The sequence below is a fragment of the Eubacterium sp. AM46-8 genome (assembly GCF_003466705.1).
Taxonomy (GTDB): Bacteria; Bacillota; Clostridia; order Lachnospirales; family Lachnospiraceae; genus Lachnospira.
This window is the reverse complement of the sequence record NZ_QSEU01000016.1, coordinates 41,830-60,217: the sequence shown is the minus strand read 5'-3', so window position 1 is coordinate 60,217 and position 18,388 is coordinate 41,830. Positions and strand designations below refer to the sequence as shown.

The window sequence follows — 18,388 nt, the reverse complement described above, 5'->3', positions numbered from 1 at the left end:
ATACCTAGGAGACGGCAATGTACCATTTTATTGATGACAATTTCAACACGGATATTGCTACTGTGCCACCATCTTATAAGATGAAACATTTTCATGAACATAACAGATGGGAGCTGATGTTTATATATTCTGGTTCCTGCACACTTTATGTAGGTGATGAAATATATATGTTAAATCCTGGCGGACTTGCTCTTATTTCACCAGATACAGCCATATGACTACTTACCTTGCAGGAAGTGACCATACAAGATATGTGCTATATTTTAATAATGATGATTTAAAGTGGATTGCTGATGATTCTTCTCTGGATATAGAAAGCATTTTTCATAAACATCCTGTTATCCATATACCAGAAAGACGACTTGATTATATATCATCAATTATCCAGAAGATTTCTTATGAACACAATGGTGTAGATAGTCTGTCTTTATCTTTCATACATTCTTATTTTCATGAACTTATACTTTTTATTCTGCGTTGTCAGATGTACGAAGATAATGTTATTACGAAAATGGATACAGGTAATGAACTTATCCAGAAGGTTATTGAATATATTATCGAGAATTATCATAATGACGTAACTATGGCTGCTACTGCCGAACTCTTTAATATGAGTGAATCAAGCCTATCCAAGAAATTTAAGGCTTTTACAGGCTTCAGGTTCAGAGAGTATCTTATTAATGTAAGAACGCACGCAGCAGCAGACCTTTTAGTCAACACCAGCCTCTCTATTACTGAGATTGCTGACAAATGTGGTTTCGCCGACAGTAATACTATGGGCGGTACATTTAAAAAAATCATGGGCGAAGCGCCCGGAAGCTACAGAAAGAACCATTAATTATATTTTTTTTAGAACGGAGGTTATTATGGCAGATTTTATTTTACTTAATGAAGATTTCTCTGATTTTCCTATTGGTGAATTTCCTTATGATAAGAATCATTCGGCAATGGGTGAGTATCATTTTATCCATTATCCTGGATATTATGGTAAATGGTATGATCCGGTATGCAACCATGTTTATAACGGTCAGGGGGCTTCATGGATTATTTCTGAATATAATGGAAAACATTTCATGGAGCAGATGCGTATCCGCAATGACAAGCCACACCGCACATTTCCTATGCTCACAAGCGGTGACAGATTCTGGCGTGATTATACTATAACTGCAAGTGTGCGTATGTTTACTACCAAATGGGGCAATGCCGGCATTGGTTTTTGTTGTCAGAACTCTGCTAATCTTCTTGTCCTTGTTTTTGAAGAGCATGAACTGAGAGTTGAATACCGTCACAAGGAAGATGTTACTGTACTTGATGCTGTACCTTTTGATTATAACTGTGATGATACTTATATACTTAAAGCAGAGATTAAAGGCAGCCATGTTATATGCAGCGTTGATGATAAGGTTTATTTTGACCTTGACACTGAATATGCCAGACAGGGTGGCAAGGTTGCCATTACTGCAACTATCCCTGCACAGTTTGGTTTTGTAAATGTTACTACTTCTGAAAGTACTGCTGCTTCTATTGATGCTGCACGAAATGCTTATAAAGCTGAATGTGAAGATGCACAGGCACATTATCCTAAGATGAAGCTTCTTAAGAAAATTGACCTTAAAGGCTGCGGCACCGGAAGACAGCTTCGTTTTGGTCATCTGCTTGGCAACGGCGAATATCAGATGGTTATGGCTCAGTGCCAGAAAAGAGTAAGCCGTGATGCTTATGGAACAATCAGCTGTCTCACCGCATTTGACCTTGATGGCAATATATTATGGCAGCATGGTGAACCTACTGACAATCACGACATTGGAACTATATCGGCAGATATGCCTATGCAGATATATGATATTGATGGTGATGGCTTTGATGAGGTTATAACAGCCAAGAATTTTGAAGTGCTGATTCTTGATGGCAGAACAGGTGAAGTGAAGAAACGTGCCAAAACACCTTTCTCTACACCAGAAGAGGACGGAACTATTATCGGTGTTCCTGATAAAATCTACGCATTTGACAGAATTAACCCTGATGGTATGCGTATATGTAATTTCCGTGGTCTTGAAAAGCCACGCGATATTCTCATTAAAGATCGTTATTGCAGGGTGTATGCACTTAACGATGACCTTGAGGTTATGTGGCATTTCCAGAGTGATAAGAATACCGGACATTTCCCTTTTGCAATTGATATTAACGGAGATGGACATGATGAACTTTTAGTTGGTTATAACATGCTTGACTGCCACGGTAATAAAATGTGGACTATGCCTGTTAATGAAGACCATATTGATGAGATTGTTCCCGGCAGATTCGAATCAGGACCACACAAAGGCACTAAATTCTTTGCCTGTGTTGCAGGAAAGGAAGGCTTCCTGATATCTGATTTTAACGGAAAGCTTCTTAAGAAGGATGGCATAGGTCATGCCCAGCGTGTCAGTCTTGCTAATTATCTTCCTAACCGCCCGGGCTATGAAATGGTTGTTGTTAATTTCTGGGGCCACCAGGGAATTATATATTTCTATGACAGTGAGGGTAATCAGTTATGGGAAATGGAGAACGAGCTTAATGGTAATCTCTTAACTCCTGTAAACTGGACTGGTGACGGTCAGGACTTCATCCTTCTTAATGCTGATATAGAACGCGGTGGAATGATTGATGGCAATGGTATCCAGGTCGTTAAATTCCCTGATGATGGTCATCCTACCATGTGTGCTGAAGCTGTAAACCTCTACGGCGATGCCCGTGATGAGATTGTCACATGGGATTATGATTCAATGTACATATATACACAGGATGATGCACCTAAGGATGATGTATATGCACCTTTCAAGTATCCTGATTATAATGCTTCTAATTACCGCGGTGAATATTCTTACCGTGAGAAGTGGTGGTAAAATTAAGACTATAAATGACTAACAGGGTTGCAGAGTATATAACACTCTGCAACCCTGCTGTATAATAAGCTCATCAGCATTTAATGAGTTTTTTCTCCAGACAGTAATGATACACTCCGTCTTCTTCAACGGATTTACATATAACATCCGCTCTTGCTTTGACTTCATCAATGGCATTCCCCATGGCTACTCCTGTACCAACAGCTTCTAGCATTTCAATATCATTTCTACCATCACCAAAAGCAATCGCCTCATCTTTCGATAATCCATAATAATTAAGCACTGCATTTACAGCATTTCCCTTACCACAATTCAATGGAATTATATCTGCTGCTTTATCCCACCATGCAGTTATCTGAGTATTTTCAGTTCCTTGCAGTATCTGGGCATATTCTTCTTTTCTGCACGCACACATAATCTGATAAATATCTTCTTTACATAACTCATCAAAATTATCTGCAATTGTCAATGTTTCATTTCCAAATTTAAAGTACTCTTCCAGATGCTCATCTGTGCCATTAGTAACAATAAAATGCTCATTGCTGATTGCAGCTGCTCTGTTCATTTTATTAAGATTTTGAATTATTTGATGTTTATCATTATTATTCAGGGGATTTCTGAAAATAATCTTTTCTCCAGCCATTACATATGAACCATTAAATGTAAGCAGCACATCAAATGTAATATCTTTGAATTTAGGGATTGAAAGATAGCCTCTGCCAGTTGCCATACAAAGCAATATTCCATTCTGGTGAAGAGAATTTAACGCTTTAACTGTTTTATCTGTCGGTTCTTTATTTCCCATTTTCAATAATGTTCCATCTATATCAAAAAATGCTATTTTAATCATATATAGCTCTCCTATACTGTATGATATAATACGTTATTAAAACGTTCTCTTATCAAATCTCATATTTCTCGCTTTACCTTTTAAAAAATCATTATATCATAATAATACCATAGTTCACAAACTAAAAAAACACCCCAGAACCGAAATTCTGGGGTGTAACATACTTTTCTGAAGCGCAATAAGACGCTTTGGATTGTAAAAATTATCTCTTTGAGAACTGTGGAGCACGACGAGCTGCCTTGAGACCGTACTTCTTTCTCTCCTTCATTCTTGGATCTCTTGTTAAGAAACCAGCCTTCTTAAGTGATGGACGGTACTCGTCTGAATCAACCTGAAGAAGTGCTCTTGAGATACCATGTCTGATAGCACCAGCCTGACCTGTGTATCCGCCACCGTGTACGTTAACGATTACATCGAACTTGTCAGCTGTCTCTGTGAGAGCTAATGGCTGCTTTACAACAACCTTAAGTGTCTCAAGACCGAAATACTCATCAAGTGATCTCTTATTTATTGTGATATTACCTGTACCTGGTACTAAATATACTCTAGCAATACTGCTTTTTCTTCTACCTGTTCCGTAGAACTTTCCGTTTGCTTTCTTAGCCACTGTTAATTCCTCCTTATATGTGTCCTTATATTAAAACTTTAATACTTCTGGCTTCTGAGCTGCCTGCTCATGATCTGGACCAGCATAAACATGAAGCTTTGTGAACATCTGACGTCCTAAAGGTCCCTTTGGAAGCATTCCCTTAACAGCAAGCTCGATAACCTTCTCAGGCTTCTTTTCCATCATTTCCTTAAGTGTTGTTTCCTTTAAACCACCAACATAGTCTGAGTGGCTGTAGTAAACTTTCTGGTCAAGCTTCTTTCCTGTGAACTTAACCTTATCAGCGTTAATTACGATAACATTGTCACCACAGTCAAGGAATGGTGTGTAAGTTGGCTTATTCTTTCCTCTTAACACAGCAGCAACCTGTGATGCTAAACGACCTAATGTATAATCTGCAGCATCTACTACATACCATTTTCTTTCGATTGTAGATGCACTAGCCATATAAGTTTTCATTAGTTTTCCTCCTGAAATATTGCTATAATGCTTAATTATTAATGTATATAAATGTCTCTCCGGGGCATTGGTGAAACACTTAAAACCTTAATTATGGGCGCACTTATCACGCCACATTTCTGAATTATATAACACATAACCACGTGTGTCAATATACTTTTGCAAATGTTTTATCCAAAAATGTTATCCACATCAGACAACCCTTGCATCATCATTATCCACATATTCAATGCCAACAAGTGTAAGTCCCTGTGGAGGAGCAGTCTGCCCTGCAACAGTCCTGTCCTTTGCCTCTAACATCTGCTTCACATATTCCGGCATGAACCTTCCTTTTCCCACCTGAATAAGTGTTCCTGTAATAATTCTTACCATGTTGTATAAGAATCCATTTCCTTTAATACGGATAATTATCTCACTGCCTTCCTGCAAAACCTCAAGTGAATATATAGTCCTGACAGTCGATTCTGCCTGAGTTCTCACACAGCAGAAGCTTTTGAAGTCATGTTCACCAACAATATATGCTGCAGCTTCTTTCATTTTTTCAATATCAATACTGCCTGCAACATGCCATGTGAAATTGCGCTTCTGAGGCAACGGAACAGCAGTATTAAGTATGCGGTATTCATAAGTCTTTCTTGTGTTACAGTGCCTTGGGTGAAAATCTACAGACACTTCCCATGAATCCTGAATAACTATCGAATCCGGCAGGAATCTGTTTAGTGCAAATGTGAATCTGTCTCCAGGTATTGTCGATTCCGTATCAAATACAGCTACATTTCCATATGCATGTACACCTGCGTCTGTACGGCTTGCTCCGGTCACATGCACATTTTCACCGGTAAGCTCGTGAATTGCCTTGTCAAGACACATTTCTATAGTTGGTGCTTCCGGCTGAATCTGCCAGCCAGAATATTCTGTTCCATCATAAGCTACGATAAGCTTTATTCTTCGCATGGCGTTCCTCCTTAAAAGCCAGAATCAAACTATTATAAATGTGATATCTGCATGCTCTCTGATTATATTAACTTAAGCGTAACCTTAACCACAATAATGCATGCAAGATACAATGCGATAATAAGATATGCATTAATATCTCTTCTAGAGTATTTCAGCGGCTTCATCTTGGTTCTTCCTTCAGAACCGTGATAACATCTCGCCTCCATAGCCATTGCAAGTTCATTTGCCCTTCTGAACGCTGATATGAATAAAGGCACAAGAATAGGTATCATGCTTTTGCCTTCTTAATAATATTACCTGACTCAAAGTCTGCACCTCGCGCCATCTGTGCCTTCATTATCTTATCTGTTTCCTCAATAAGAATCGGGATGAACCTCAATGCAATTGACATCATCATTGCAATTTCATGAACCGGAACTTTAATATATTTAAGAAAACCAAGTCCCTTCTCAAGCCCGTCTGTAAGGTTATTAGGCGTTGTTGTGAGCGTCATAAGGGATGAACCCATAATAAGAAAAATAAGCCTTATAACCATGAATACGGCCGTATTAAGACCTTCATGTGTTATCGTCAGCTTCCATATCTTAATAAGAGGCGTTCCTGGCGTCAGAAACAGATTAAATGCCGCACTGATTACAATTAATATTACAATTGCCTTAAGACCTTTAAGAATGAATTTAAGAGGTATCTTTGACAGTGCAATTACTATCGCCAAAAATGCTGCTACAACCAGATACAGCCATATATTACTTCCCAGAAACAGGGATATTACGAATATTAAGGTACCCATAAGCTTAACTCTCGGGTCCAGTCTGTGTATTACCGAATCTGCCTGATAATACTGTCCTATTGTTATATCTCGAATCATATTACTTCCTTTATCCCAGTGCTGACAAAATGCTTTCCTTCGCTTCATTAATTGTGATAGCATCTGTATTAACATCAAAGCCTGCCTGCTTTAAATCATTCATCAAATAAGTTACCTGTGGTGCTGCAAGTCCTATTGCCTCCAGCTCCTTATAATGCCTGAATACATTTCTTGGAGTGTCATCATATGTCAGCACACCATCATTCATTACCATAATTCTGCTCACATAGTTAGCAACATCATCCATGCTGTGTGACACAAGAATAATAGTCATTCCTGTCTCTTCCCTTAAATACCTAAGACAATTAAGAATATCATCTCTTCCCTTAGGGTCAAGACCAGCCGTAGGTTCATCCAGAATAAGAACATCTGGTTTCATCGCAAGTACACCCGCAATAGCAACCCTTCTCTTCTGTCCACCTGACAAATCAAATGGCGACTGATAAAACATATTATCATCTATTCCAACCAGTCTTAACGACTCAAATGCTCTGATTTCAACCTCCTTATGTGAAAGGCCAAGGTTCTTAGGACCAAAACATACATCTTTGAATATCTCAGTCTCAAAAAGTTGGTGTTCCGGATACTGAAAAACCAGTCCTACCCTGCTTCTTAATTCTTTCATATTAAAGCCCTGCTCATATATATCTCTGCCATTGTAATATATATGGCCTTCAGTCGGTTTAACAAGACCATTAAGATGCTGTATAAATGTGGATTTACCCGAACCTGTATGACCAATAAGCCCGATAAATTCACCATCCTCTATTGCACAGCTAACATTTTTTAAAGCCTGCCTCTCAAAGCCAGTGCCTTTTTCATAAATGTAGCTGATATTATCTACTTTTATTGACATTGAAACCCTCATTTCTAACTCTAATGAGTTCCTCTGTAAATTCTTCTGAAGTCAATATTCCATTCTTTAATGGAACGCCTTCCTTCTGAAGTTCATAGGCTAATTCTGTAACATGCGGCACATCAAGTCTCAATTCCTTTAATTTCTCTACCTGAGAGAATATTTCTCTTGGTGTTCCTGACATTACCAGCTTTCCATCATCCATTACATAAAGCTTGTCTATATCAATTACTTCTTCCATGTAATGAGTGATAAGTATAACCGTTACATTTTCCTGCCTGTTCAATTCATGAAGCACATTAAGTACATCCTTTCGTCCCAACGGATCAAGCATTGCTGTTGGTTCATCTAAGACAATACATTTTGGCTTCATTGCTACAATTCCCGCAATCGCTACCCTCTGCTTCTGTCCTCCAGATAGCTTGTTTGGCGACTGGTTTCTGAAAGCATACATTCCTACTGCTTTCAGGCTTTTTTCAACTCGTTCCCATATTTCTTCCGTTGGAACACCAATATTCTCTGGTCCAAATCCAACCTCTTCATCAACAAGAGTTCCAACTATCTGGTTATCAGGGTTCTGAAATACCATTCCGGCAGTCTGTCTTACCTTTAAAGTATTCTCCTCTTCCCTTGTGTCCATACCATCAACCCACACAGTTCCCTCTGTCGGCATAACGAGCGCATTCAGATGTTTTGCAAATGTTGATTTACCGGAGCCATTATGACCTAACACGGCAACAAAATCGCCCTGCTTAATGTCAATACTCACATTATCAACAGCCTTAGTTATTCCCTCAACATTACCATCTTCATCTCGTCTTATATATTCAAATGTGAGGTTTTTTGCTTTAACTATTCCCATATGACCTCCTGCCCTTTTAAGTCTTACCGCAGATTCCAAAAAAAGCGGATAAGTTTCCTTACCCGCTTAAATTGCAATTGAAATTAAACTAATTCAAGAAGAACTTCCATTGCTGCATCACCTTTTCTTAAACCGATCTTAACGATTCTTGTATAACCGCCCTGACGACCAGCATACTTAGGTGCGATCTCATCAAATAACTTGTTTGTAAGATCAACAGTCTTTGTATTCTTCTTCTTTCCAGCAGCTGCTGTAGGAACTTCTGTAACTGTGTAAAGAACCTTATCCATCTGCTTTCTAGCATGAAGTCTTGAAGGGAGATCCTTCTTGATTTCCTTCTCTACTGTCTCATATACAGTAACCTTCTTGCCATCAACAACTTCCTTAACTCTCTTGCCTTCAGCATCCTTCTTAGGAACCTTTGCTGAAACCTTAACTGTCTCGTAGTTGTCTTTCTCTTTAACTGCAAGTGTGATGAGCTTTTCAGCCATCTTCTTTACTTCCTTGGCTCTTGCCTCTGTAGTAACAATCTTGCCATTCTCGATTAATGCTGTTACCTGACTTCTTAATAAAGCCTTTCTCTGGCTAGATGTTCTGCCGAGCTTTCTATATTTTGCCATGATTTACCTCCATTTGTAACAGCTACACATGCGCTTATGGACTTACTGTATAGCCGCCGTATCTACAAATTAATCTTCGTTAGGTCTAAGATGTAAGCCCATTTCCTTAAGCTTAAGGAGAACTTCATCTAAAGACTTCTTACCTAAGTTTCTTACCTTCATCATATCATCTGATGTCTTGTTGCAAAGCTCTTCAACTGTGTTGATACCAGCTCTTCTAAGACAATTAGATGAACGAACAGATAATTCAAGATCTTCAATGCTCATTGAAAGGACCTTAGTAGTCTCATCCTCTTCCTGCTCAACCATGATTTCCACTTTCTGAGCGTTCTCTGAAAGATTGATGAATCCCTTTAAATGTTCACTTAAAACCTTAGCTGCGAGACTTAAAGCCTCATCTGGTTCTATTGTTCCATTAGTGAAAATATCAAGTGTAAGCTTATCAAAATCTGTATCCTGACCTACACGAGTATTCTGAACTGCCATATTAACTCTCTCTACTGGTGTGTAGATTGAATCAATAGCGATAACGCCTGCTGGCTGATCATCTCTCTTATTCTTCTCAGAGCTTACATAACCACGACCATTAGTGATTGTAAGTTCCATTGTGAGCTTGCTGTCTGCACCATTAAGATGTGCAATAACAAGATCCGGATTGATTATTTCAATATCAGGATCAACCTGAATATCTGATGCTCTAACTACACCTTCGCCTACGAAGTCAATATGTGCTTCTTTAGGCTCAACAGAATTTCCGTTGTTCTTGATTGATAACTGCTTGATGTTCATGACGATCTCAGTAACATCTTCCTTAACACCTGGAATTGAGCTGAATTCATGAAGTACACCTTCAATCTTGATACTGCTTACAGCTGTACCAACTAATGAAGAGAGCATAATTCTTCTTAAAGAATTACCTAATGTTAAACCATATCCTCTTTCGAGTGGCTCAACAACAAATTTTCCATACTTGCCATCTTCTGATTTTTCTGTCATCTCAATCTTTGGCATCTTGAAATTAAAATCTGCATCAACCATGTATAGTCCCTCCTTTTTATGGGTTTTATAAGTTTTATTCTATATTTCCGGTACGGATTACTTAGAATATAACTCGACGATAAGCATCTCGTTTACAGGAACGTCAATAACTTCTCTTGTAGGGATTGACTTAACTGATCCCTTAAGAGCGTCTGCATCTGCCTCTAACCACTCTGGAACAAGTCTTCCGTTAGTAGACTCAAGGATTTCCTTGTATCTTGCTGATGACTTAGACTTCTCTCTGATTTCGATAACATCTCCAGCCTTTACAAGGTATGAAGGGATGTTTACGCACTTACCATTAACTAATACATGCTTATGATCAACGATCTGTCTTGCTTCTTTTCTTGTTCTAGCGAATCCTAATCTGAAAAGAACATTGTCAAGTCTGAGCTCGAGCATGATCATAAGGTTCTCACCAGTCATACCCTTCTGTCTCTCAGCCTTCTTATAGTAATTTCTGAAAGGCTTCTCTAATACACCGTAGATGAACTTAGCCTTCTGCTTCTCACGAAGCTGCATTCCATACTCGCTAACCTTTCTACCAGCGTTCTTTGCCTTTCTTCTAGATTTCTTATCTATTCCTAAATATACAGGATCCATTTCAAGAGATCTACATCTCTTGAGGACAGGTGTTCTATTAACTGCCATTGTAATCTTACCTCCCTAAATTAAACTCTTCTACGCTTTGGTGGACGGCATCCATTATGTGGAACTGGAGTAACATCCTTGATACTTGTAACTTCAAGACCAGCTGCTGAAAGTGCTCTGATAGCTGCTTCTCTACCTGAACCTGGTCCCTTAACCATAACGTCTACAGACTTTAATCCATGGATTAATGCAGCCTTTGTTGCTGTCTCAGCTGCCATCTGTGCTGCATAAGGAGTAGACTTCTTAGATCCTCTGAATCCGAGTCCACCTGCAGATGCCCATGATAAAGCATTTCCTTCTGCATCTGTTAATGTAACTATTGTATTATTGAAAGATGACTGAATATGTGCCTGTCCTCTTTCAACGTTCTTCTTAACACGCTTCTTTGTCACTTTTTTTGTAACTTTCTGAGCCATGATAACTAACCTCCTGTGAGTTTAACAATTCAATTATTTCTTCTTATTAGCTACAGTCTTCTTAGGACCCTTACATGTTCTTGCATTAGTCTTTGTCTTCTGGCCTCTGCATGGAAGTCCCTTTCTATGACGGATTCCTCTGTAGCATCCGATTTCCTTTAATCTCTTAATGTTCATGGCAACTTCTCTTCTTAAGTCACCTTCTACTAAATGTTCTGGATCAGCATCGATAACCTTAGCAATCTTTGCAACTTCTTCATCTGTAAGATCCTTAACACGTGTATCTGGATTAACGCCAGCCTCTTCAAGAATCTTAGATGCTCTTACTCGGCCAATACCGTAAACATAAGTAAGTCCTATTTCAATACGCTTTTCTCTTGGTAAGTCTACACCTGAAATACGAGCCATGTGTTCTTTAACCTCCGTTTGATCAATTAAATTAATATTAATAATAAAGATAGAAAAATGTAGTCCGATTCCTACGCAGCTCGTTCTAAGCTCTATCCCCCACTTTGAACGCCTGAAATGTGTGCGTCACCTTCAGTCTACTATATTTGATAGCAATGAACACCGTCAACTTATCCGGATGTGTCATCGCTGCAGCCGCAAAACTGTTCTCTGTCCATTATATTAAAGACAGAATTAGTTATAATACCAACTAGTGACATTGATACTATAACGCAGAAATATGAGAAGTACTTCTACTTCTCTGCTTCAGGGTAATTAGCCCTGTCTCTGCTTGTGCTTAGGGTTTTCACAGATAATTCTGATGCTGCCCTTTCTTTTAATGACTTTGCATTTTTCACAAATTGGTTTAACTGATGATCTAACCTTCACTGCAAAAGCCTCCTTTCAGACAAGTTCGGTTGCTATTATAGCACAACCTTTTCTATCAACGCAAGGAAAATTTTACAAAATTTATAAAGAATATTTTGTACATATATTCCTATTGTTTTTATTTATCTCTCCAAATGATTCTTCCCTTTGTTAAATCGTATGGTGATAACTCAATTGTTACCTTATCACCAGGAAGAATTCTGATGAAGTTCATTCTTAACTTACCACTGATTGTAGCAAGTATCTGATGTCCATTCTCAAGTTCTACTTTAAAAAATGCATTAGGTAATTTCTCAACTACCTTTCCTTCAATTTCAATTACATCTGCCTTTGACATATAAGTTTACCTCCTATTATTTGGCACTGGTTTTAATCTGCTTAATCGCATATTTTATTTCTTCATTACTTATAAACAGGTTTTTCTCTATCTTTTCTGCAAGATCACTATCTTTTTGTTTTATGAGCTGAACATGTTTCAGCTTTTTCTTTTTAAGTTTATCTGTCGGTCTTAATTTACCGTCCGACAGATAAACATATACATCATCAGATTCGAGAATCATATACACAGTACCTTTGTCATGGCCTGCTTTAGAACTTGCAAAATATCCCTTTATATCACTCATAGATGATTAACCTAAGATCTTAACTATTGCAGCAAATACATCATCCATAGGCTGTGTACCATCAACTTCCTTAAGTACACCCTTTCCTGAATAGTATTCAATCAATGGCTGTGTCTGCTCATGATATACTGAAAGTCTGTTCTTTACTGTCTCTGGCTTATCGTCATCTCTTAAGATAAGCTTCTCGCCGCATGCATCACATATTCCTTCAACCTTTGTTGGATTGAACTGGATATGATATGTTGCTCCACAACCTACACATGCTCTTCTTCCAGACATTCTGTTTATTATATTTTCATCAGGAACTTCGACATTGATTGCATAGTCAACTGACTCTCCATTAGCACTAAGAGCCTTATCAAGTGCCTCTGCCTGAGGAATTGTTCTTGGGAATCCATCAAGTACATATCCGTTAGCACAATCTGCTTCCTTGAATCTGTCCATGATAAGATCTACTACTAATTCATCAGGTACGAGCTCTCCCTTATCCATGTATGTCTTTGCCTTCTGTCCAAGCTCTGTATTGTTCTTAATATTAGCTCTGAAAATATCTCCTGTAGAGATATGTGGTATAGCATATTTTGCTGCTATCTTCTTAGCCTGTGTACCTTTACCTGCTCCTGGAGCACCTAACATAATTATCTTCATAATATTTTCTCCATTCCAAAATCATAAATATTCGTAATAAATCATAATACACAAAGGACTTACCCGGCATAAACCGGGCAAGTCAATATTTTATACTAATATCATCCGTGATATAAAGAATTACTCACTGAGGAATCCCTTATAGTAACGATTGCACATCTGAGACTCAATCTGCTTTAATGTCTCAAGTACAACACCAACAATAATGATAATTGATGTTCCACCGAATGAAACAGAAGCATTGAAAAATCCTGTACACATTATTGGAATGAGGGCAATTATTAAAAGTCCGACAGCTCCAATAAATACGATATAATTAAGTATTTTGTTAAGATATTCGCTTGTAGACTTACCAGGTGTTATTCCTGGGATAACTCCACCAGCCTTCTTTAAGTTATCAGCTACCTCAATTGGGTTAAATGTTATTGATGTATAGAAGTATGCGAATATTATAAGCAGTACTATGTATACTAATAAACCAATTGAATACTTTGGAGCTTCAACTCTGCACCAGTATGATGAGCTGAGATATCTGGTCCACTCATATGATTTACCAAATAACTGGGCGATTATAACTGGGAACTGCATAAGTGATGATGCGAAAATAATTGGCATAACACCTGCAGTATTAACCTTTAATGGAATGTTTGTTGACTGTCCGCCAACTGTTCTTCTACCGCTGACCTTCTGAGAGTACTGAACAGGAATTCTTCTCTCTCCATCCTGAAGGAAGCATACAAGAACTACCATAACAATAAGAATTGCTAATATTATTACTGCTGCTAAAACACCCTTTGCAGGTGTCTTTGGTGCAACAAATGTGCTATATAATGTAGCAAAATCACTAGGCATACCTGATATGATATTAATTAAAAGTACAATTGAAATACCATTTCCAACACCCTTTTCAGTGATTCGCTCACCAAGCCACATTAATACTGCTGAACCAGCTGTAAGTGCAGCTATAACTACGATTATACATACTACATAATGCAATGTGCTAAGCTGTGCTGAATTTTTGATAAGACCTGATTTACCAAATCCAACCGCCATAGCGATACTTTCTATTAAAGAAAGACCAATTGTTACGTATCTTGTAATCGATGCAATCTTCTTTCTACCATCTTCTCCCTCTTTCTGCATTTCCTCTAATTTAGGAATTGCAATTGTGAGAAGCTGCATAATGATTGAAGATGTGATATATGGTGTTATGCTCAGCGCAAAGAGGGACATTCTTTCGAATGAACCTCCTGTAAAAGCACTGAGATAACTTAAATCACCAGTATTAATTCCACTAAGTAAGCTACTAAAATAATTGGTATCTACACCAGGGATTGGAAGTAAACTTCCAACTCTGACAACAACAAGAATTAATAATGTATATATTATCTTTTTTCTTATATCTTTGTTCTTAAAAGCGCCTACAAGTGTTTTAAACATATTAGATCACCTCGCAGGTTCCGCCGAGAGCCTCGATCTTCTCCTTAGCTGCAGCACTGAATGCGTTAGCCTTAACAGTAAGCTTCTTTGTAAGCTCGCCGTTTGCAAGAATCTTGATTCCGTCCTTAGGATCTTTAACGATTCCTGACTCGATTAATGTATCAACAGTAACCTCTGCACCGTTATCAAAACGATCTAATACATTAACATTAATAGCAACGAATTCCTTACGGTTTCTGTTAGTGAATCCTCTCTTAGGAATTCTTCTATATAATGGCATCTGGCCACCTTCAAAACCTGGTCTTGGTGCTCCTGAACGAGCTTTCTGTCCTTTATGACCCTTACCAGCTGTCTTGCCGTTACCTGAGCCATGTCCACGACCTCTTCTGAAATTATCGCTTAATACTGAACCTTCTGCAGGTCTCAAATTAGATAAATCCATCATTGCACCTCCTTATCTGTAATTAGATTTCTTCTACCTTTAACATATAACCAATCTGCTGAATCTGTCCTCTTGTAGCAGCATTATCTGGAAGTTCAACTGTCTTATGCATCTTTGTAAGACCCATAGCTTCAACAGTTTTTCTATGCTTAGGAACAGCGCCGATTGGAGACTTAACTAAAGTTATTCTTAACTTCTCAGCCATTTTAACCTCCATCTCCTGCTTAGCAGGAATCACAATTTAATTAACCAAGGATCTCGCTAACTGACTTTCCACGAAGTCTTGCAACTTCTTCTGGAGTCTTCATAGACTTAAGTCCTTCGATTGTTGCTAATACAACATTCTGCTTGTTGTTTGATCCAAGTGACTTTGTACGGATATTCTTGATACCTGCAAGCTCAAGGATTGAACGTGCTGGACCACCAGCGATGATACCAGTACCTTCTGGAGCTCTCTTTAATAATACTGTAGCTCCTCCGAACTTTCCAAGAAAATCATGTGGAACTGAACCGTTCTCATCGATTGGAACTTCTACTAAATGTTTGATAGCATCTTCTTTTCCCTTGCGGATAGCTTCTGGAATTTCAGCTGCCTTACCAACACCTGCACCTACGTGTCCGTTGCCGTCACCAACAACTACTAATGCTGCAAAACGCATGTTACGTCCGCCCTTTACAACCTTTGTTACACGCTTGATTGATACTACATTATCATTTAATTCTAACTGACTAGCATCAATTATTGTACGTTTCATACTGTAATCTCCCTTCCGCTTAGAATTCAAGGCCAGCTTCACGAGCTGCCTCTGCTAATGCCTTAATTTTACCTGCATAAATGAAACCGCCTCTGTCATAAACAACAGTCTTGATTCCCTTTTCTAATGCTCTCTTTGCTACGACTGTACCAACAGCAGCTGCTGCTTCAACATTATTTGTCTTCTCAAGCTCTGCCTTAACTTCCTTATCAAGAGTTGATGCTGATACAAGTGTCTTTCCAACTGTGTCGTCAATAATCTGAGCATACATATGATTATTGCTTCTGAACACAGCTAAACGTGGTCTTTCTGCAGTACCACTGAAACGATTACGTAATCTTCTATGCTTCTGTTCGCGAACTACTGTTCTTGATTTCTTACTAACCATTATGTTTTCTCCTTTAATTATTTCTTACCAGTCTTACCAACTTTACGTCTGATAACTTCATCAGCATACTTGATACCCTTGCCCTTATATGGCTCTGGAGCTCTCTTTGCTCTGATTTCAGCTGCGTACTGGCCAACTGCTTCTTTACTGATACCTTTAACAATGATGATGTTTGTTCCATCAAGAACTGTTTCAATTCCTTCTGGATCTTCCATCTCAACTGGATGAGAGTAGCCTAATGAAAGAACTAACTTCTTACCCTGCTTCTGTGCTCTATAACCAACACCGTTAACTTCAAGCTTCTTCTCATAGCCTTCTGTAACACCAATAATCATGTTATGAATAAGTGTTCTTGTAAGTCCATGTAATGACTTCATCTTCTTTAAGTCATTTGGTCTTGAAACAACGATTTCAGAACCTTCCTGCTTAATGTCCATCTCTGCTGGTAAAACTCTCTCAAGAGTTCCCTTTGGACCCTTTACAGTCACTTTATTATTTTCTGCAATCTCAACAGTAACTCCTGCTGGGATAGCGATAGGCATTCTTCCTATACGTGACATGCCGTGCACCTCCTAATTATAATGAGGGAAACATTCATATACGCTGAACTACGATGGGATAGGATTCCCGTTTCCCTGTGTGTAAGTGTTCAATAATTACCAAACGAAGCAAAGAACTTCTCCACCAACGCCGAGCTTTCTAGCTTCCTTGTCAGTGATAACGCCCTTGTTTGTAGATATAATAGCTACACCAAGACCACCGAGAACCTTTGGAAGTTCTTCCTTGTTTGCATATACTCTAAGACCTGGCTTAGAGATTCTCTGAGACCTGAAATGATCTTCTCATTCTTAGAAGCACCGTACTTTAATGTAATACGGATATCGTTGAACTTACCATTCTCAACGAGCTCATAAGACTTAATATAACCCTCGTCTAAAAGAATCTTAGCGATTGCAAGCTTCATCTTAGATGATGGAACATCAACTGTGTCGTGCTTTGCTGTATTTGCATTACGAATTCTTGTAAGCATATCTGCAATTGGATCTGTCATTGAAATTTTCCTCCTTATTTTAACTGGTTTCCTGTTACCAGGACTACGTTAATTGATTTTACCAAGATGCTTTCTTAACTCCAGGAATCTGTCCCTTGTAAGCTAATTCACGGAAGCAAATTCTGCAGATTCCGTATTTTCTTAAAACAGAATGTGGACGACCACATATTGTACAACGTGTATACGCTCTTGTAGAGAACTTAGGTGCTCTCTGCTGCTTAACCTTCATAGAAGTCTTAGCCATTGAATTTCCCTCCTTAATTATTTCTTAAATGGCATGTTGAATAATCTTAATAACTCACGAGCTTCCTCATCAGTCTTAGCTGTAGTTGTAATGATTACATCCATACCTCTAACCTTATCAATCTTGTCATATTCGATTTCTGGGAAGATAATCTGCTCTTTGATACCTAAAGCATAGTTACCTCTTCCATCGAATGAATCAGCGCTAACGCCACGGAAGTCACGTACACGTGGTAATGCAAGGTTTACTAATCTGTCAAGGAACTCATACATCTTCTCTCCTCTTAATGTAACCTTACAACCAATTGCCTGACCCTCTCTTAACTTGAAGTTAGCAATTGAATTCTTAGCTCTTGTAAGAACTGCCTTCTGACCAGCAATTGTTTCCATTTCCTTAACAGCTGTGTCAAGAAGCTTTGAATTTTCCTTAGCTTCGCCAACGCCCATGTTAATTACGATCTTATCAATCTTTGGAACCATCATTGGGTTCTTGTAACCGAATTTCTCAGTCATTTTCTTAGTAATTTCATTATCGTATAATTCTCTAAGTCTACTCAAAATTATTGCCTCCTTCCTTTATTAATCGATAACTTCGCCAGTTGCCTTAGCAACACGAACTTTCTTACCGTCCTTGAAGTCATAACCAATCTTTGTTTCCTTACCCTTTAATGAGTAAGCGATATTTGAGATATCGATTGGTGCTTCCTGGTGGAGAATTCCACCCTGCTGATTAGCTGCGCTTGGCTTAGCATGCTTTGTAACCATGTTAACACCCTCAACTAATGCTGTATGATTCTTAGCATTTACAGACAATACCTTGCCCTCTTTGCCCTTGTCTTTTCCTGCGATAACCTTAACAGTATCGCCTTTTTTAATTCTAACAGCTGACATT

27 protein-coding genes and 2 pseudogenes are annotated in these 18,388 nt (G+C 38.5%); 3 read left to right on the top strand and 26 right to left on the bottom strand.

What is annotated here, in order from left to right; all coding sequences use genetic code 11:
• Window positions 1–17: 17 nt before the first annotated feature.
• Genes DW963_RS10950 through DW963_RS10940 form a run of 3 tightly spaced genes read left to right on the top strand, consistent with a single transcriptional unit; the run spans window position 18 to window position 2,885 of the window.
• Window positions 18–218, top strand: coding sequence for an AraC family ligand binding domain-containing protein (locus DW963_RS10950; protein WP_117915720.1), 201 nt, complete (start codon window positions 18–20; stop codon window positions 216–218).
• Complete coding sequence (locus tag DW963_RS10945) at window positions 215–838, top strand: helix-turn-helix domain-containing protein (RefSeq protein ID WP_117915718.1); 624 nt, start codon at window positions 215–217, stop codon at window positions 836–838. Before DW963_RS10950 ends, DW963_RS10945 begins: the two co-directional genes overlap by 4 nt.
• 28 nt (window positions 839–866) lie before the next feature.
• Window positions 867–2,885, top strand: a complete 2,019-nt coding sequence (locus DW963_RS10940) for a hypothetical protein (protein ID WP_117915716.1) — start codon at window positions 867–869, stop codon at window positions 2,883–2,885.
• 73 nt (window positions 2,886–2,958) lie between these two features.
• Here DW963_RS10940 and DW963_RS10935 read toward each other — a convergent pair whose 3' ends face one another.
• From DW963_RS10935 to rplX, 26 genes and pseudogenes are all read right to left on the bottom strand, one after another.
• Window positions 2,959–3,735 carry an HAD family hydrolase gene (locus DW963_RS10935; protein WP_117915714.1) on the bottom strand — a complete coding sequence of 259 codons (777 nt, stop codon included), beginning with the start codon at window positions 3,733–3,735 and terminating at the stop codon, window positions 2,959–2,961.
• 202 nt (window positions 3,736–3,937) lie between these two features.
• On the bottom strand, window positions 3,938–4,342 hold the full coding sequence (rpsI, locus tag DW963_RS10930; protein ID WP_012738606.1) for a 30S ribosomal protein S9: 405 nt from the start codon (window positions 4,340–4,342) through the stop codon (window positions 3,938–3,940).
• Window positions 4,343–4,372: 30 nt separating this feature from the next.
• Window positions 4,373–4,801: a 50S ribosomal protein L13 gene (gene rplM, locus DW963_RS10925; RefSeq protein WP_022097701.1), complete on the bottom strand. Its 429-nt coding sequence runs from the start codon at window positions 4,799–4,801 to the stop codon at window positions 4,373–4,375.
• A 192-nt stretch (window positions 4,802–4,993) separates the two neighbouring features.
• On the bottom strand, window positions 4,994–5,755 hold the full coding sequence (truA, locus tag DW963_RS10920) for a tRNA pseudouridine(38-40) synthase TruA (RefSeq protein WP_117915712.1): 762 nt from the start codon (window positions 5,753–5,755) through the stop codon (window positions 4,994–4,996).
• Between the two features lie 62 nt (window positions 5,756–5,817).
• Window positions 5,818–6,626 (bottom strand): annotated as a pseudogene (locus DW963_RS10915) (energy-coupling factor transporter transmembrane component T family protein).
• Between the two features lie 10 nt (window positions 6,627–6,636).
• On the bottom strand, window positions 6,637–7,482 hold the full coding sequence (locus DW963_RS10910) for an energy-coupling factor transporter ATPase (RefSeq protein ID WP_199669382.1): 846 nt from the start codon (window positions 7,480–7,482) through the stop codon (window positions 6,637–6,639).
• Window positions 7,463–8,344 carry an energy-coupling factor transporter ATPase gene (locus DW963_RS10905; protein ID WP_117915708.1) on the bottom strand — a complete coding sequence of 294 codons (882 nt, stop codon included), beginning with the start codon at window positions 8,342–8,344 and terminating at the stop codon, window positions 7,463–7,465. The genes DW963_RS10910 and DW963_RS10905 overlap by 20 nt, the downstream gene beginning before the upstream one ends.
• 83 nt (window positions 8,345–8,427) lie before the next feature.
• On the bottom strand, window positions 8,428–8,964 hold the full coding sequence (gene rplQ / locus DW963_RS10900) for a 50S ribosomal protein L17 (RefSeq protein WP_117915706.1): 537 nt from the start codon (window positions 8,962–8,964) through the stop codon (window positions 8,428–8,430).
• Window positions 8,965–9,033: 69 nt separating this feature from the next.
• Window positions 9,034–9,975, bottom strand: a complete 942-nt coding sequence (locus tag DW963_RS10895) for a DNA-directed RNA polymerase subunit alpha (RefSeq protein ID WP_502694423.1) — start codon at window positions 9,973–9,975, stop codon at window positions 9,034–9,036.
• 84 nt (window positions 9,976–10,059) lie between these two features.
• Window positions 10,060–10,653, bottom strand: a complete 594-nt coding sequence (gene rpsD, locus DW963_RS10890) for a 30S ribosomal protein S4 (RefSeq protein WP_012738598.1) — start codon at window positions 10,651–10,653, stop codon at window positions 10,060–10,062.
• A gap of 20 nt (window positions 10,654–10,673) precedes the next feature.
• A complete protein-coding gene (rpsK, locus tag DW963_RS10885; protein WP_012738597.1) occupies window positions 10,674–11,069 on the bottom strand; it encodes a 30S ribosomal protein S11 in 396 nt (131 codons plus the stop codon).
• Between the two features lie 33 nt (window positions 11,070–11,102).
• Window positions 11,103–11,477: a 30S ribosomal protein S13 gene (rpsM, locus tag DW963_RS10880; RefSeq protein WP_012738596.1), complete on the bottom strand. Its 375-nt coding sequence runs from the start codon at window positions 11,475–11,477 to the stop codon at window positions 11,103–11,105.
• Window positions 11,478–11,792: 315 nt separating this feature from the next.
• Complete coding sequence (rpmJ, locus tag DW963_RS10875; protein ID WP_003022746.1) at window positions 11,793–11,906, bottom strand: 50S ribosomal protein L36; 114 nt, start codon at window positions 11,904–11,906, stop codon at window positions 11,793–11,795.
• Window positions 11,907–12,024: 118 nt separating this feature from the next.
• A complete protein-coding gene (infA, locus tag DW963_RS10870) occupies window positions 12,025–12,243 on the bottom strand; it encodes a translation initiation factor IF-1 (RefSeq protein WP_012738595.1) in 219 nt (72 codons plus the stop codon).
• A 16-nt stretch (window positions 12,244–12,259) separates the two neighbouring features.
• Window positions 12,260–12,529: a KOW domain-containing RNA-binding protein gene (locus tag DW963_RS10865; RefSeq protein WP_012738594.1), complete on the bottom strand. Its 270-nt coding sequence runs from the start codon at window positions 12,527–12,529 to the stop codon at window positions 12,260–12,262.
• Between the two features lie 6 nt (window positions 12,530–12,535).
• Window positions 12,536–13,177: an adenylate kinase gene (locus DW963_RS10860; RefSeq protein WP_012738593.1), complete on the bottom strand. Its 642-nt coding sequence runs from the start codon at window positions 13,175–13,177 to the stop codon at window positions 12,536–12,538.
• 120 nt (window positions 13,178–13,297) lie between these two features.
• Complete coding sequence (gene secY, locus DW963_RS10855; RefSeq protein WP_117915704.1) at window positions 13,298–14,617, bottom strand: preprotein translocase subunit SecY; 1,320 nt, start codon at window positions 14,615–14,617, stop codon at window positions 13,298–13,300.
• 1 nt (window position 14,618) lies between these two features.
• A complete protein-coding gene (gene rplO, locus DW963_RS10850) occupies window positions 14,619–15,059 on the bottom strand; it encodes a 50S ribosomal protein L15 (RefSeq protein ID WP_041687892.1) in 441 nt (146 codons plus the stop codon).
• 22 nt (window positions 15,060–15,081) lie between these two features.
• Complete coding sequence (rpmD, locus tag DW963_RS10845) at window positions 15,082–15,264, bottom strand: 50S ribosomal protein L30 (protein ID WP_022097707.1); 183 nt, start codon at window positions 15,262–15,264, stop codon at window positions 15,082–15,084.
• Window positions 15,265–15,304: 40 nt separating this feature from the next.
• On the bottom strand, window positions 15,305–15,814 hold the full coding sequence (gene rpsE / locus DW963_RS10840) for a 30S ribosomal protein S5 (RefSeq protein ID WP_022097708.1): 510 nt from the start codon (window positions 15,812–15,814) through the stop codon (window positions 15,305–15,307).
• A gap of 19 nt (window positions 15,815–15,833) precedes the next feature.
• Complete coding sequence (gene rplR, locus DW963_RS10835) at window positions 15,834–16,202, bottom strand: 50S ribosomal protein L18 (RefSeq protein ID WP_012738588.1); 369 nt, start codon at window positions 16,200–16,202, stop codon at window positions 15,834–15,836.
• Window positions 16,203–16,219: 17 nt separating this feature from the next.
• Window positions 16,220–16,762, bottom strand: coding sequence for a 50S ribosomal protein L6 (gene rplF / locus DW963_RS10830; protein WP_022097709.1), 543 nt, complete (start codon window positions 16,760–16,762; stop codon window positions 16,220–16,222).
• A gap of 96 nt (window positions 16,763–16,858) precedes the next feature.
• Window positions 16,859–17,259: pseudogene (rpsH, locus tag DW963_RS10825) on the bottom strand (30S ribosomal protein S8).
• Between the two features lie 52 nt (window positions 17,260–17,311).
• Entirely contained in the window at window positions 17,312–17,497 is a 186-nt protein-coding gene (locus tag DW963_RS10820; protein ID WP_012738585.1) for a type Z 30S ribosomal protein S14, read from the bottom strand.
• Between the two features lie 17 nt (window positions 17,498–17,514).
• Window positions 17,515–18,054: a 50S ribosomal protein L5 gene (gene rplE, locus DW963_RS10815; protein WP_117915702.1), complete on the bottom strand. Its 540-nt coding sequence runs from the start codon at window positions 18,052–18,054 to the stop codon at window positions 17,515–17,517.
• Window positions 18,055–18,075: 21 nt separating this feature from the next.
• Window positions 18,076–18,387, bottom strand: coding sequence for a 50S ribosomal protein L24 (rplX, locus tag DW963_RS10810; RefSeq protein ID WP_012738583.1), 312 nt, complete (start codon window positions 18,385–18,387; stop codon window positions 18,076–18,078).
• Between the last annotated feature and the right edge of the window lies 1 nt (window position 18,388).